A 14,985-nucleotide genomic window follows, 5' to 3' on the forward strand; every position below is an offset into this window, starting at 1 on the left:
GAGCGCGACGATGGCGCAGTCAGCGCAGGAGGACGTTCTCGCCCGGGTACGGGCGGCGGCGGAGGCCGTCGACGGAGTGCACACGGCCGAGCCGATCGTGCGGCACGAGGTCCGCGCACACCGGCGCGCTTCCGTTTTGTCAGCTGCCGTTTTGTCGGCAGAGGAGGACCAGCCGCCGGAGGGCGCCGGATTCATCGCGTACGGCGGGGACCTGCCCGCCGAGCCGGGCGCCGCGGAGACCCTGCAGCAGGCGCTGCGGCTGGCCGCCGAGGCGCCGCCGGACCGGGGCACCGTCTACCTCACCGCGCGCGGGGAGAGCTACCAGTCGTACGGTGCCCTGCTGCGCGACGCCGAGCGGCTGCTGGGCGGCCTGCGCCGCACCGGCGTCGCGCCGGGCGACTCGGTGCTGTTCCAGTTCGCCGACAACCGGTCGTTCGTGACCGCGTTCTGGGCCTGCGTGCTCGGTGGCTTCCTGCCCACCCCGGTCGGCCCGGCCCCCGGCTACGACCGGGAGAACGCGGTGACCACGAAGCTGCGCAACGCGTGGGAGCTGCTGGACCGGCCGCTGGTGCTGACCGACGAGTCGCTGGCCGCGTCCGTGCGCAACCTGGCCACCCTGTGGGACGCCGACGACCTGCGGGTCGCCGACGTCGGGGAGCTCAGCGGCGGCGAGCCGGCCACCGACTGGTTCCCGGCCACCCCGGACACGCCGGTGGTGCATCTGCTCACCTCGGGCAGCACCGGCGTGCCCAAGTGCGTGCGGCACACCAGCCGCAGCATCCTGGCCCGCACCCGGGCGACCGCCGCGGCCAACGGCTTCGACGAGCACGAGGTGTCGCTCAACTGGATGCCGCTGGACCACGTCGGCGGCATCGTCATGTACAACGTGCGCGACGTGGTGCTGCGCTGCCGGCACGTCAACGCGACGATCGGCGAGTTCCTGGCCGAGCCGTTGCGCTGGCTGGACTGGTCCGACCGGTACCGGGTCACCAACACCTGGGCGCCCAACTTCGCCTTCGCGCAGCTCAACGAGCGGCTGGCAGCCACCGAGGGCCGCTCGTGGGACCTCTCCACGCTGCGGCACATCTGCAATGCCGGGGAGGCGGTGGTCAGCCGGACGGCCGAGCGCTTCCAGCGGTTGCTGGGCCCGCATCGCCTGCCGGCGGGCGCCATGCGTCCGTGCTGGGGGATGTCCGAGACCAGCTCCGGGGTCACCTACTCGGTGCTGCCCGCCGACGACCCGCACGCCGGCCGCCTCTGGGTGGACAAGCACTCGCTGAGCGGGGCGCTGCGGCTGGCCGAGCCCGGCGATCCGGAGGCCATCTGCTTCACCGAGGTCGGGCCGCCGATCCCCGGTGTCCGGCTGCGCATCGTCGACCACGAGGACCGCGTGCTGCCGGCGGACCGGGTCGGGCGGTTGCAGATCACCGGGCCGACGATCATGTCGGGCTATCACCGCAACGACGCCGCGAACGCCGCCTCGTTCACCGAGGACGGCTGGTTCCGCACCGGCGACCTGGCCTTTCTGCACCAGGGCAGCCTCACGATCACCGGTCGCGAGAAGGACATGATCGTGATCAACGGGGCCAACCACCTGAGCTACGACATCGAGTCGATCGTCGAGCAGGTGCCGGGCACCGAGGTCACCTGGACCGCCGCGTGCGGCTGGGCCGGCCCCGGCAACCAGGCGGACCGGCTGGTGGTCTTCTTCGTGCCCACCGACGCGTCGGAGGTCGACGACACCATCGCCGCCATCCGGGCCCGGCTCGCCGAGCAGCTCGGGCTGCGCCCGCACCTGGTGGTGCCGGTCGAGCGGGCGGCCTTCCCGAAGACCGGCAGCGGCAAGATCCAGCGCGCCCAGCTGGTCGCCGACCTGGAGCAGGGTCGGTTCGACGACTGGCTGACCACCGGGCAGAACGAGGAGATCGACGACGACGGCCTGCCGGCCTGGTTCTTCGAGCGGGTCTGGACGGAGTCGACCGACCGCCCGGACCGCCCCTTGCCGCCCGGGCCCTGGTTGGTGATCGGGGGCGAGGTGCCGGCGCAACGGCTGGCCGTCGACGTGATCGTGGCCGGGCCGGACGAGGACCTGCGGACCGTCCTGAGGGACCGGCGCCCGGGGCTCGTCCTGGACGCGCGTGGGCTCGCCGACCAGCCCGCCGACGGCCCGCTGCAGGTGGCCGACCTGATTCGAGAGCTGGCCGCGGAGCCCGACCGGCCGGAGCTGCTGGTGCTCACCCGGGGCGGTCTCTGGGCGCGGCCCGGCGACCGGCTCGACCCGGCCTGGCTGGCGCTGCCGGGCCTGATCCGTACCGCCGCCGCCGAGCAGGCGCTGCCGCTGGTCCGGCAGCTCGACCTGCCCGCCGGCGAACCGGCGGACTGGGCGGACATGGTGCTCGACGAGCTGCGCCGGCCGGCCGGCGAGGACCTGGTCGCCCGCCGCGCCGGGCAGCGTCTGGTGCCCCGGCTGGCCCCGGTGCCGCCGGCCGCGGCCGGCGCGGAATCCGCCGGGCTGGTGCCGGGCGGGCGCTACCTGATCACCGGCGGGCTGGGCGGCATCGCGTTCGCGCTCGCCGAGTATCTGCTGGCCGCGTACCAGGCCCGATTGCTGCTGGTGGGCCGCTCGGCGGTGGCCGGCGCCGCCGGCGAGCGGGCCGCGCGTCTCGAGGAGCTGCACGGTCTCGGCGCCGCCGGCGAGCGGGCCGCGCGTCTCGAGGAGCTGCGCGGTCTCGGCGACGTCGAGTACCGGGCGCTCGACGTGGCGGACGAGAACGGGCTGCGCCGCGCGCTGACCGAGGCGGAACGCCGCTGGGGCGCCCCGCTGGACGGGGTGCTGCACCTGGCCGGCGCCGACGTGTCGGCCCAGTGGACCCGGCTGGAGCGGCACACCGTCGCCCGGGAGAGCCGGGCCGGCTATCTGGCCGCGTACCGGGCCAAGGTGGACGGCACGCTCAGCCTGGCCGCGCTGCTGCGGGACCGGCCGGAGACCCTGCTCGTGCTCTTCTCCTCGGTGAACGGCGACTTCGGCGGCAGCTCCTTCGCCGCCTACGCGTCGGCGAACAGCTTCCTGACCGGCTTCGCCGACCACTGGGGGCGCGAGCTCGGCCGCCCGGTGCGCTGCCTGGCCTGGAGCACCTGGACCGGGGTGGGGATGAACCGGGCCGCCCCGGCCGGCGCCGCGGCCGCCCGCGGCTTCCGCCCGATCGACGTGGAGCGTGGCCTCGCCTCGTTCGTGGCCGCGCTGCGCCGGCCGCGGCCGCACCTGCTGATCGGGCTGGACGGGCGCAACGAGCACATCGTGCGCGACCTGGCCCCGGGCGCGGCGCGGCCGGCCGAGCTGATCGTGGCGTACGCCGGAACCGCGCCCGAGGCGCAGGTGCGCCGGGCCGTCGCGGGGCACGCCCGGCAGCTGGGTGTGCCGGTGCACTGCCTGCGGTTCGCGGAGCTGCCGGCCGCCCCGGACGGCGGCACCGACCGGGCGCGGGTGCTCGCCGAGGCGGCGCTGAGCGCCGAGCGCGGCGGCCGCCGCTACGTGGCGCCCGCCGGAGACCTGGAACGCCGGCTCGCCGCGCTGTGGGGCGAGGTGCTCGGCCGCGACGACGTGGGCCGCGACGACCGCTTCTTCGACCTGGGCGGCAGCTCGGTGCGGGCCGCGCAGCTGGTCGGCCGGATCAACGGTGTCCTCCCCGGTGAGCTGTCCCTGCACCACCTCTACGAGCACCCGACCGTCGGCGAGCTGGCCACGGTCCTGCAACGGCAGTGAACGCACTCATCGAGAGAGGAACCACCGTGACCAACCCGTTCGAGGACGCCGACGGCAACTTCCTGGCGCTGATCAACGACGAGGGGCAGTACTCGCTCTGGCCGACCTTCATCGAGGTGCCGGGCGGCTGGAGCACCGCTTTCGGCCCGGCCGGGCGGGCGGAGTGCCTGGAGCACATCGAGTCGGCGTGGACCGACATGCGCCCGCGCAGCCTCGCGGACGCCATGGACCGCGGATAACCGGCATGACGACGGGAATCCAGGTCGAAGGCCTGGTCAAACGCTACGGCGACCACACCGCGGTCGACGGCGTCGACCTCACGGTGCCGGCCGGAACGGTGCTCGGTCTGCTCGGACCGAACGGCGCGGGCAAGACCACCACGGTACGGATGCTGGCCACCCTGGTGAAGCCGGACGCCGGCCGGGCCACGGTGCTCGGCTACGACGTGGTCACCCAGGCGCAGCAGGTGCGCCAGCTGATCGGCCTGACCGGACAGTTCGCCGCGGTCGACGCGGACCTCTCCGGCCGGGACAACCTCTACCTGATCGGGCGGCTGCTGGACATGCCGCGCCGCCGGGCCCGCGAGCGCGTCGACCGGATGCTCGAGCGCTTCGGCCTCACCGACGCCGCGACCAAGCTGGTCCGCGACTATTCCGGCGGCATGCGCCGGCGGCTGGATCTGGCCGCCTGCCTGCTGGGCTCGCCCCGGGTCATCTACCTCGACGAGCCGACCACCGGGCTGGACCCGCACAGCCGCAACGGGCTGTGGGCCACCGTGCGCGAGCTGGTCGCGGACGGGTCCACGGTGCTGCTCACCACCCAGTACATGGAGGAGGCCGAGGCCCTCGCCGACTCGCTGGTGGTGATGCGGAACGGCGGCATCATCGCCTCGGGCACCGTCGCCGAGCTCGCCGGCCGCGTCGGCGGCCGGACCCTGCTGCTCACCACGGCCTCGCCGGACGACGCGGGCGAGCTCGCCGCGGGGTTGCGCGCGCAGCTGCCGGGCCACCAGCCCGACCAGGACGGCGACCAGGTGCGGCTGCCGCTGGCGCACGACGAGGACCTGGCCGCGGCGCTGCAGGCGGTGGCCGCCGCCACGGTCACCGTGACCGCCGTCGACACCCGGGTGCCGACCCTCGACGAAGTCTTCATCACGCTGACCGGCGCCGCCACCGACGCCGAACCGGAACGGAGCCAGGCATGAGCGCGGTTGTGGCGGCAACGGAGAGCGCGGTCGTCGGCAAGCCGGCGGCGCCGGCCCTCAGCGGGCGGGTCGGCGTGCGGGCGACGCTGCGCCACTCGTTCGCGATCGCGCGACGCAACCTGCTGCAGGTCCGCAACGATCCGGGGCAGCTCGTCGACTCGGCGCTGATGCCGATCGTCTTCACCCTCATTTTCCTGTACGTCTTCGGCGGCGCGATCTGGAACGGCCGCGAGGGCGACTATCGGCAGTATCTGCTGCCCGGCATCATGGTGCAGACCATCATGTTCGCCTCCCGGGCGACCGGTTTCACGCTCTCGATGGATTTCGGCACCGGGATCATGGACCGGTTCCGGTCCCTGCCGATCGCCCGCTCCGCGGTGCTCTCCGGCCGGATCATCGCCGACGTCGCGCGCCTGCTGCTCGGCCAGGTGATCATGCTGTCGTTCGCCCTGCTGGTCGGCTTCGAGGTGCGCACCTCGCCGCTGGTGGCGGCCGGGGGCGTGGCCCTGGTGCTGCTCTACGGCACCGCGTTGGCCTGGCTGTCCGCCGTCATCGGCCTGGTGCTGCGCAGCCCGAACACGGTGTCCTCGGCCGGTTTCCTGTGGATGATCCCGCTGCAGTTCGGCAGTTCCATGCTCGTGCCGACCTCGACGATGCCCGGCTGGATGCGGACCTTCGCCGAGGTGAACCCGACCACCCAGGTGACCGACGCGGCCCGCAACATGCTCATCGGCGGCCCGTGGACGGGTCACGCGACCAGCGCCCTGACCTGGAGCGTGGGCATTCTGGTGGTCGCCGTCCCACTGGCCGTGCACCGATACAACCGGCGCTGACAAAGCATTTTGAAATTGCGCCGATAACGGCCGCGAAACGTCATCGCCTAGCTTTGAGAAGCATCAGCGAATCTGCGGAGGAAATGTTCGATGGCTACCCTGATGCCCACTGAACGGGAATCCCCCGCGGCTACCGTTCTGCCCCGGTGGAACGGAACCGGCCGGGCGGGCGCAACCGATGTCGCCGACATCGCGCTCGGCGTTCCCGCGGGTCCGGCCGAACTGCTGGCCGCCCACGCCAAGGTGCTCGCCGAGCTCAGCGGCGACCGGGACGTGGTGACCGCGCTGGCGCTCGCGGGCCGGGCGCCGCGGTCGGTGTCGCTGCGGGTCGGCCGGGCGAGCTGGGCCGAGCTGGTCCGGCAGGCCGCCGCCGTGCTGGACGGCGAGGCAACCGCACCGGCGCCCGCGGAGACCGAGCTCGGCGAGGACCGGCCGGACCTGCCCGACGGCGTGGTGCTGCGGGTCTCGCCGACCCCGTCCGGCCTGCGCCTGCGGTACCGCACCGACTGCTTCGACCGCGAGCACGGGGCCCGCGTGGCCGGCTACTACGCCACCGCCCTCGAACTGATCCACGGCACGCCCGACGCGGATCACCGGCACCGGACGCTGTTGTCGGCCGCGGAGCTCGACCTGCAGATCAACGGGCTGGCCGGGCCGGAGCGGGCGCTCCCGGACCGCCGCTGCCACGAGATCTTCGAGGACCGGGTCGCGCGTACGCCGGACGCGATCGCCGCGGTCCACGGTGACCGGTCGTGGACCTTCGCGGACCTCAACCGCCGGGCCAACGCGATCGCCCGCGAGCTGATCGCGCAGGGACTGACCGCCGAGCAGACGGTCGCCGTGGTCACCGAGCGGAACCTGACCTGGATGGCCGGCGTGCTGGCGGTGTTCAAGGCCGGTGGCGCATACGTGCCGATCGAGCCCGGTTTCCCGGCGGACCGGATCGCCCGGACTCTCGCGCGTGCCGACTGCCGGCTCGCCCTCGCCGACCCGGCCGGCGCCGTCGCGCTGACCGCCCAGCCCGGGATACGGGTGATCCGCGCCGACCAGGTGTCGCCCGCCCCCGCCGACGACCGCAACCTGGGCCTCGCGATCGCCGCCGACCGGCTCGCCTACATCTACTTCACCTCCGGCTCCACCGGCGAGCCGAAGGGCGCCATGTGTGAGCACGCCGGACTGGTCAACCACCTGTTCGCGAAGATCGATGACCTGTCGCTGGCCGAGGGCGAGGTCCTCGCGCAGACCGCGCCGCAGTGCTTCGACATCTCGCTCTGGCAGCTGCTCGCCGCGCCGCTGGCCGGTGGGACCACCCGGATCGTCGGCCAGGACGACATCCTCGACGTGAGCCGCTTCGTGCAGGTGGTGGCGGGCGGCGTCGACGTGGTGCAGCTCGTGCCCTCGTACCTCGAGGTGGTGTTGACCCACCTGGAGGAGAACGGCGGCGACCTGGGCCGGCTGCGCTGCGTGTCGGCGACCGGCGAGGCGCTCAAGCACGAGCTGGTGGAGCGCTGGTTCCGCGCATTCCCGCAGATCACCCTGGTCAACGCGTACGGCCTGACGGAGACCTCGGACGACACCAACCACGAGGTGATGCGGTCGGTTCCGGAGGGTGACCGGGTTCCGCTGGGGCCGGCGGTCAACAACGTACGGGTCTACGTCGTCGACGAGAATCTGGATCCGGTGCCGCTCGGCTCACCCGGCGAGATCGTCTTCTCCGGTGTCTGTGTCGGCCGCGGCTACATCAACGACTCCGAGCGCACCGCGGCGGTCTTCGGCACCGACCCGCACCGGCCGGGGGAGCGGCTCTATCGCTCCGGCGACTTCGGGCGCTGGCTGCCCGGCGGAAAGCTGGCCTTCCTCGGCCGGCGGGACGCGCAGGTCAAGATCCGTGGCTTCCGGATCGAACTCGGCGAGATCGAGAACACCCTGCTGCGGGCCGACGGCGTCCGCGACGGCGCGGTGGTCGTGGTGGAGCGCCCGGGCCGGGAGCGCGGCCTGGCCGCGTTCTACTCCGGACCCCGCGAGATACCGGCCGCCGAGCTGCGCGCGCACCTGTCCGCCGGTCTCCCCGGCTACATGGTTCCGGACCAGCTGACCTGGATGGCCACCCTGCCGCTGACCGGCAACGGCAAGATCGACAAGAAGGCGCTCGGGGCCGTCGCGGCGGCCGCGGCGGAGCCCGACGGCGCGGTGGCCGAGCCGGTCACCGAGACCGAGCGGCGGATCGCGGCGGTCTGGGCCCAGCTTCTCGGCCTGCCGCCCGAGCGGGTGGGCCGGTTCAGCCACTTCTTCGAGTCCGGCGGCACGTCGCTGTCCGCGGTCCGGATGGTGGTCAAGCTCGACCGGGCGGTGTCGCTCAAGGAGCTCACCCGGCATCCGGTGCTGGCCGATCTGGCCGCGGTCATCGACGGGCGGCGCCCGGACAGCACGGGTCTGCTGCAACCGCTGTCCGAGCCCGCGCAGCCGCGGGCCACGCTGGTCTGCTTCCCGTACGCGGGCGGCAACGCGGTCAACTTCCAGCCGCTGGCCACCGCGCTGGAGGGCAGCGGCATCGCCGTGTACGCCGTCGAACTGCCCGGGCACGATCTCACCGCCGAGCCGGAGCCGTTCGTCTCCGCCGCGCAGGCGGCCAAGACCGCGGCCGCCGAGATCGTGCAGCGGTGCGCCGGTCCGGTGCTGCTCTGGGGACACTCCTCCGGTGCGGCCACCGCCGTGCTGGCCGGGCGCCTGCTCGAGGAGCAGGACGCCGACCTGCGCGCGGTGCTGGTCGGCGCCCAGCTGGTGGGCGACGAGGCCGAGCGGCGCCGGTTCCTCGCCACGCTGTCCGAGCTGGACGACCGGGAGATCACCGCACGGCTGAGCCGGGCCGGCGCGTACACCGAGCTGGGCGAGGTGGACGACGCCCGCGCCGCGCTGGTCGGCGCGGCCTATCGGCACGACGTGCGGGAGGCCACCGAGTTCTTCCTCGACGTGCTGACCGGCGCCCCGGTGCCCCGGCTCGGCGCGCCGCTGTTCCTCGTGCTCGCCGCCGACGACCCGGCAACCTCCGGCCACGAGGCCGACCTGCCCGCTTGGCGGCGGCTGGCCGGCCCGGTCCGGGTCCGGGTGCTTCCGGACGGCGGTCACTACTTCCCGCGTACCCGGGCGGACCGCGCGGCCGCCGAGGTACGCGCGGTCGCCCAGCTGTGCAACCAGGACAGGAGTGCGTGTTCATGACCACCAGCCCGGCGGGTATCGCCTGGACCCTCGACGACAGCCGTACGCCGGTCGTTCTGCACGCCGACGCGGTCGGCGATCCGGTCGCGTGGGTGGCGCGGCATCGGGCGGCGCTGCACCAGGCGGTCGACGACCACCGGGCCGTGCTGGTGCGCGGCCTGGGACTGCGGGATGCCGGTACGGCCGGCGCGGTGCACCGGGAGCTGGCCACGACGCTGATCACCGAGCGGGAGGCGTTCGCCACCCGGTGGACGTACGAGCCCGGCGTCTACTCGTCCTCGAAGTGGCCGCCCAACCAGCCCATGTGCATGCACCACGAGCTCAGCTACGCCTTGGAGTTCCCGTCCCGGATGCAGTTCGCCTGCCTGAGCGCGCCGGCCTCGGGCGGCGAGACCGCGGTCGCCGACGCCGCCCGGGTGCTCACCGAACTGCCGGCCGACCTGGTCGACCGGTGCGAGCGCGACGGCTGGCTGCTGACCCGCAGCTACAACGACGAGATCGGGATCAGCTGGGCGGAGGCGTTCGGCACCACCGACAAGGCCGAGGTCGAGGCTTACTGCGCGAGCAACGAGATCAGCCTGACCTGGACCGCCGGCAACGGGCTGCGCACCAGCCAGCGCCGTCCGGCGGTGGTCGTCGACCCGCGCAGCGGCGAGCGGCTCTGGTTCAACCAGATCGCCTTCCTCAACGAGTGGACGATGGCGCCCGAGGTGCGGGAGTACCTCAGCGACGTGTACGGCCGCGACGGGCTGCCGTTCAACACCAGCTTCGGCGACGGCGCCGAGATCACCGAGGACGTCGTCCAGGTGATCAACAAGACCTACGACAGCGTGACCCAGGCGCTGCCCTGGCGGGACGGCGACCTGCTGCTCCTGGACAACCTGCGGATGGCGCACAGCCGGCCACCGTACGAGGGCGCCCGTGAGGTCCTGGTCGCGATGGCCGACCCGATCCGCCGTACCCAGCACCACCAATGAATCGGAAGGCTTCGATGTCACAGCAGAATCCGTCGTTCGCGGTCGTACCCGGCGCGCAGGTGGCCCGTTTCCTGGACGGCAACGAGAAGGCGGTCCAGGACCTCGTCGAGTCCGCGTACCGCATCCACGGCGCGGGGCAGACGGTCAACCCGCCCTCGTACTTCCTGCGCTTCCCGGACCGGCCCAGCGATCGCATCATCGCCCTGCCCGCCTCGATCGGCGGTGACGTGGGCGTGGACGGCATCAAGTGGATCTCCAGCGTGCCCGGCAACGTCGCGCACGGCATCCCGCGGGCGTCCGCCGTGCTGGTCCTCAACGACCAGAAGACCGGCTACCCGTTCGCCTGCCTGGAGAGCTCGATCATCAGCGCCACCCGCACCGCGTCGTCCGCGGCGCTGGCCGCGGACCGGCTCACCCGCGACCGGGAGCGCCCGGCTCGCCTGGGCATCATCGGCGCCGGGCTGATCGCCCGCTACATCCACACCCATCTGATCCGTACCGGATGGTCGTTCGACGAGGTCGGGATCTTCGACCTGTCCGGCGAGCACACGGCCGGCTTCCGCGGATACCTCGAGCGGTCCGGCGAGCGAGGTGCGGTCCGTACCCACGACGGTCCCGAGGAGCTGATCAGGTCGTCGGACCTGATCGTCTTCGCCACGGTCGCGGGCCGCCCGCACGTGACCGACCCGGCCTGGTTCGCGCACAACCCGGTGGTGCTGCACGTCTCGCTGCGCGACCTGGCCCCGGAGGTCATCCTCGCGGCCACCAACGTCGTCGACGACGTCGAGCACTGCCTCAAGGCCGAAACCTCGCCGCACCTGGCGGAGCGGCTGACCGGCAACCGCGACTTCGTCGACGGCACGCTCTTCGACGTCCTCACCGGCCGGCTCAGTGTCCCGGCGAACCGGCCGGTCATCTTCTCCCCGTTCGGCCTCGGCGTCCTCGACCTCGCCGTCGGCGCCTACGTGTATGCCGAGGCGCGCAAGAGCGGCGAGCTGCGGACCGTGGACGACTTCTTCCACGACATGGGCCGCTACTGACCCTGGAGGTTTCGCCTTGCCGATCATTTCCGCGCCACACGAATACCACGAGGAAGACCTGTACGTGGACCTCGCCGGGGTCCTCGGCACGAGCCTCTACCTCAAGTGCGAGGGCCTCAACTTCGCCGGCTCGATCAAGCTCAAGACCGCCCGATCGCTGGTCGAGGCCGCCGAGGCCAGCGGCGTGCTGGGACCCGGCGGGATCATCGTCGAGTCGTCGTCCGGTAACCTCGGCGTGGCCCTGAGCATCATTGCGGCCAGCAAGGGCTACGGGTTCCTCTGCGTCACCGACCCGCGGTGCAACGACAGCACCCGGCAGCTGATGGCCGCGCTGGGCACCGAGGTGCACACGGTCCGCGAGCCGGCCGCCGACGGCGGCTACCTCGGCGCCCGGCTGCGGTACGTCGAACAGCTGTGCGCCCTGGACAGCCGGTACGTGTGGCTCAACCAGTACACCAGCCCGGCCAACGCCGACGCGCACTACCGGTGGACCGCGCCGGCGATCGCCGCCCGCTTCACCGACCTCGACGTGCTGTTCGTCGGCGCCGGCACCACGGGCACGCTGATGGGGTGCGCCCGCTACTTCAAGGAGCACCGGCCCGGCGTCACCGTGGTGGCCGTCGACGCCGTCGGCTCGGTCACCTTCGGCGGCCCCGCGCTTCCGCGCATGATCCCGGGGCTCGGCGCCGGGGTACGGCCGCCGTTGCTCGACGCCTCGTACGTGGACGACGTGGTGCACGTCGACGAGGCGGACACCGTCAAGGCCTGCCATCGCCTGGCCCGCGGCGGATTCCTGTTCGGCGGCTCCACCGGCACGGTGATCAGCGGTGCGACCCGGTGGCTGGCGCAGGCCGGCGACGGCCGGGACATCGTCGCCGTGGCGATCGCGCCCGACCTGGGCGAGCGATATCTGGACTCGGTGTATTGCCCGGACTGGGTGGAGAAGACCTACGGCCCGGACATGCTCACCACCAACCTGGAGGAAAGCCCGTTGATCTCGATGAGTGTGGTGTGATGACGACCCTGGTGGAGACCCGCGACGACTCGATCGTGGTCCTGGACCGTGCGGCCGCCCAGATCGAGGCGGTCGCCCGTGACCTGGTGCGGACCATCAGCAGCTCGCGGCCGGCACGGCTGGACTCGGCCGAGACGGTCGCCGCCGCCCGCGACGCCTGGGACCTGCTGCCGCTGGAGCTGCGCGGCCCGGTCCGCCGGTTCCGCCGGCATTCCGGCGTCGCTGGCCGGCTCGTGCTGCGTGGCCTGCCGATCGCCGAGCACCGGCTCGGCGACACCCCGATGGTGGCCGGCTCGGTGCAGCGTGAGGCGTCCGTTCCGGCCGCCCTGCTGCTGATGGTGGCCGCCGGGCTCGGCGATCCGGTGGCCTACCTGCCGGAGAAGTCCGGCGCGCTGGTCCAGGACGTCGTCCCGGTGCCCGGCCAGGAGGCGGTGCAGGGCAATACCGGCTCGATCATGCTGTCCTTCCACATCGAGAACGCGTTCCACGACCATCGGCCGGACTACGTGATGCTGCTGTGCCTGCGGGCCGACCACGAACGGGTGGCCGGCACCCGGACGGTGAGCATCCGCGAGGTGCTGCCGATGCTCGGCGCCGAAACCCGGGAGGCGCTGGCACGCCCGGAGTTCGAGACCGCGGCGCCGCCGTCGTTCGGCGCCGGCCAGGCCGCGACCGAGCCGCACGCCGTCCTGATGGGCGCGCCGGAGGACCCGGATCTGCTCATCGACTTCGCGGCGACCCGGCCACTCACCGAGCGGGCCGCCGCCGCGATCGGTGCGCTGGGGGAGGCGTTCGAGAGGGTGTCGGTGGTGGCCAACCTGGCGCCGGGTGATCTGGTCATCGTCGACAACCGGGTGACCGCGCACGGCCGTACCTCGTTCACCCCCCGCTACGACGGCCGGGACCGCTGGCTGCAGCGTACGTTCGTGGCCGCCAACCTGCGCCGGTCCCGCGATCGGCGGCCCGGCGACGGCTACGTCATCGCCTCCTGACCCTGGCCTCCACGGCCGGGCGCCCGGCCGCCTCGTGCCATCATGTGGGCGTGGAGGAGAACCGGCCGCTGCGCGTGGTCATCGCCGAAGACCTCGTGATCCTGCGGGACGGCATGGTGGAGCTGTTGACCACGCGCGGCTGCGAGGTCGTCGCCACGACCGGCACGCCGGAGGGTCTGCACGAGGCGGTGCGCTCGCACAAGCCGGACGTGGCCATCGTGGACATCCGCATGCCGCCCACCTTCACCGACGAGGGCATCCGGGCCGCCGAGCGGCTCCGCGCCGATCACCCCGAGCTCGGCGTGCTGGTCTTCTCCCAGCACGCCGATTCGGCGTGGGCCGCCCGCCTGCTGGCCGGCGGCGCGCACGGCGTGGGATACCTGCTCAAGGAGCGGGTGGCGGCCGTCTCGCAGTTCGTCGACGCCCTGCACCGGGTCGCCTCCGGCGGCACCGCGCTCGATCCGGAGATCGTCAACAAGATGATGCGCGGCGGCCAGCGGCGACTCGACCGGCTGACCGGCCGGGAGCGGCAGGTGCTCGAGCTGATGGCGCAGGGCTACTCCAACAAGTCGATCGCGGCGCAGCTGGTCGTCACCGAGCGGGCGGTGGAGAAGCACGCCGCGGCCATCTTCAGCAAGTTCGATCTCCCGTCCACCGACGCGGACAACCGGCGGGTCAAGGCCGTCGTCACCTACCTCGTCGAGGTCGACGCCTAGCGATCTTGGTGGACCTGTCCAATTACCTTGGATACTCTGTCTAATGACATTAGACAGAGGGGACCCGACATGCGACTCGTACTGCAAACCGAGATCAACATAGCGGCGCCGCCCGAAGACGCCTGGCGGCACCTCGTCGACCTGGCTGCATACCGTGCGTGGAACCCCTTCGTCACCGAGGCCGCCGGCAAGGTCGCCGTCGGCGAAAGGCTCACCATCCGCGTCCAGGCGGGTGACCGGGCCTCCACCTTGCATCCCACGATCACCGTCGCGGACCCCGGGCGGGTGTTCGAATGGGTGGGCCACCTCGGCATGCCGGGCCTGTTCTCCGGACGTCACCGGTTCGAACTGACCCCGGACGGCACCGGGTGCCGGCTGGTGCACAGTGAGACGTTCCACGGTCTGCTCGTCCGTCCGTTGCGCCGTTCGCTCGAGACATCCACCCGTGCCGGATTCGAAGCGATGAACGACGCCCTCGCGCACCGGGTGCTCGTCCAGCGCGCGGCCTGACGGCACTTGCCGAATGGGACGCAAGGTGGGGCTCACGCGAGCCCAGGTCGTCGCCGCCGCGGCTGCTGTCGCCGACGGGCAGGGGCTGGCCGACGTCAGCCTCGCCACGGTCGCCGCGACCCTCGGCGTACGTACCCCCTCGCTCTATGCGCACGTGGACGGGCTCATGGGGCTCCGGCGGGCCTTGGCCCAATGGGCCGGCGAGAGCCTCGCCGCGTACCTCGCCGCAGCCGCGGTGGGCGAGCCGAGCCCGGCCGCGTCACTGCGCGCGGTCGCACGGGCATACCGGGCGTTCGCACGTGGTCATCCCGGCCTCTACGCGGCGCTGTACTCGACACCTTCCGTGGCAACCGATCCCGAGTGGGCGGCCTGGACCGCGGAACCCATACCGGTGATGATGGCCGTGCTCACCGAACTCGGCGCCACCACGGACCGGCAGGTCCACCTGATCCACACCCTGCGCGCGGTATTGCACGGCTTCGCGGATCTCGAGCACAGCCACGGCTTCGGGCCGACCGACCCGATCGACGCCGCCTTCGAGACAGCCCTCGATCTCGTAATCCGCGCACTGACCGGTGAGGAAGAGGTCCCGGCTGGGGGACTCAATTCGTCTACGTCAAACTGCCGCCATTCCGTACCAGACCCGGAACCGATCGAAGGGCGACAACTCGGCGATCCACCCGGCAGCAGTCGATGACCTACCGGGCCCGCACCCCGTC

At 72.6% G+C, this 14,985-nt stretch carries 12 protein-coding genes; all 12 read left to right on the plus strand.

Going from position 1 to position 14,985, the window contains the following annotated elements; translation table 11 throughout:
- Positions 1–10 precede the first annotated feature (10 nt).
- The 12 genes from ODJ79_RS34360 (at position 11) to ODJ79_RS34415 (ending at position 14,963) form a co-directional block, all read left to right on the plus strand.
- A complete protein-coding gene (locus ODJ79_RS34360; protein ID WP_263027815.1) occupies positions 11–3,763 on the plus strand; it encodes a non-ribosomal peptide synthetase in 3,753 nt (1,250 codons plus the stop codon).
- Between the two features lie 26 nt (positions 3,764–3,789).
- Complete coding sequence (locus tag ODJ79_RS34365; protein WP_263027816.1) at positions 3,790–4,002, plus strand: MbtH family protein; 213 nt, start codon at positions 3,790–3,792, stop codon at positions 4,000–4,002.
- 5 nt (positions 4,003–4,007) lie between these two features.
- Positions 4,008–4,967, plus strand: a complete 960-nt coding sequence (locus ODJ79_RS34370; protein ID WP_263027817.1) for an ATP-binding cassette domain-containing protein — start codon at positions 4,008–4,010, stop codon at positions 4,965–4,967.
- Positions 4,964–5,800: an ABC transporter permease gene (locus tag ODJ79_RS34375; RefSeq protein WP_263027818.1), complete on the plus strand. Its 837-nt coding sequence runs from the start codon at positions 4,964–4,966 to the stop codon at positions 5,798–5,800. Before ODJ79_RS34370 ends, ODJ79_RS34375 begins: the two co-directional genes overlap by 4 nt.
- A gap of 90 nt (positions 5,801–5,890) precedes the next feature.
- Positions 5,891–9,016, plus strand: a complete 3,126-nt coding sequence (locus ODJ79_RS34380; RefSeq protein ID WP_263027819.1) for a non-ribosomal peptide synthetase — start codon at positions 5,891–5,893, stop codon at positions 9,014–9,016.
- Positions 9,013–9,993: a TauD/TfdA family dioxygenase gene (locus ODJ79_RS34385; protein WP_263027820.1), complete on the plus strand. Its 981-nt coding sequence runs from the start codon at positions 9,013–9,015 to the stop codon at positions 9,991–9,993. Before ODJ79_RS34380 ends, ODJ79_RS34385 begins: the two co-directional genes overlap by 4 nt.
- Positions 9,994–10,007: 14 nt before the next feature.
- The gene (gene sbnB, locus ODJ79_RS34390) at positions 10,008–11,033 is read left to right on the plus strand and encodes a 2,3-diaminopropionate biosynthesis protein SbnB (protein ID WP_263027821.1); all 1,026 of its coding nucleotides are present in this window, start codon (positions 10,008–10,010) and stop codon (positions 11,031–11,033) included.
- A gap of 16 nt (positions 11,034–11,049) precedes the next feature.
- The gene (gene sbnA, locus ODJ79_RS34395) at positions 11,050–12,048 is read left to right on the plus strand and encodes a 2,3-diaminopropionate biosynthesis protein SbnA (protein ID WP_263027822.1); all 999 of its coding nucleotides are present in this window, start codon (positions 11,050–11,052) and stop codon (positions 12,046–12,048) included.
- A complete protein-coding gene (locus ODJ79_RS34400; protein ID WP_263027823.1) occupies positions 12,048–13,040 on the plus strand; it encodes a TauD/TfdA family dioxygenase in 993 nt (330 codons plus the stop codon). Before sbnA ends, ODJ79_RS34400 begins: the two co-directional genes overlap by 1 nt.
- A gap of 68 nt (positions 13,041–13,108) precedes the next feature.
- On the plus strand, positions 13,109–13,756 hold the full coding sequence (locus tag ODJ79_RS34405; protein WP_317620727.1) for a response regulator transcription factor: 648 nt from the start codon (positions 13,109–13,111) through the stop codon (positions 13,754–13,756).
- 69 nt (positions 13,757–13,825) lie between these two features.
- Positions 13,826–14,266: an SRPBCC domain-containing protein gene (locus tag ODJ79_RS34410; protein ID WP_263027825.1), complete on the plus strand. Its 441-nt coding sequence runs from the start codon at positions 13,826–13,828 to the stop codon at positions 14,264–14,266.
- Between the two features lie 13 nt (positions 14,267–14,279).
- Positions 14,280–14,963, plus strand: a complete 684-nt coding sequence (locus ODJ79_RS34415; protein WP_263027826.1) for a TetR/AcrR family transcriptional regulator — start codon at positions 14,280–14,282, stop codon at positions 14,961–14,963.
- Positions 14,964–14,985 lie beyond the last annotated feature (22 nt).

Source organism: Actinoplanes sp. KI2 (genome assembly GCF_025630775.1).
Classification (GTDB): Bacteria; Actinomycetota; Actinomycetes; order Mycobacteriales; family Micromonosporaceae; genus Actinoplanes.